The sequence below is a fragment of the Paraburkholderia sp. SIMBA_027 genome (genome assembly GCF_046535315.1).
GTDB classification, from domain to species: domain Bacteria; phylum Pseudomonadota; class Gammaproteobacteria; order Burkholderiales; family Burkholderiaceae; genus Paraburkholderia; species Paraburkholderia tropica.
This window is the reverse complement of sequence record NZ_JAWRWY010001073.1, coordinates 1-255: the sequence shown is the minus strand read 5'-3', so window position 1 is coordinate 255 and position 255 is coordinate 1. Positions and strand designations below refer to the sequence as shown.

The window sequence follows — 255 nt, the reverse complement described above, 5'->3', positions numbered from 1 at the left end:
ACCCGCGTACAGGCTTCCTCACCGGCTGGGGCGAATGGCGCGGCGCCTTCTGCACCACCGTTTCGCATGACAGCCACAACCTGACGGTCTTCGGCGGCAACACTGCGGATATGGCGGCGGCGGCGAATGCGGTGATCGCAGCAGGCGGCGGCATGGCCGTTGCGAAGGATGGCGTCATCCTGGCGCTGCTGCCGCTGCCGCTCTCAGGCCTCGTGAGCGAAGCGCCGCTTGCCGAGACGGCGCGGGGCTTTCGCG

The 255-nt window shown here is 69.4% G+C and carries 1 protein-coding gene; it reads left to right on the top strand.

The annotated features are described in order from the left end of the window. Positions 1-255: adenine deaminase C-terminal domain-containing protein (locus tag SB764_RS42400; protein WP_410867094.1), on the top strand; the 255-nt coding region annotated here is incomplete at both ends.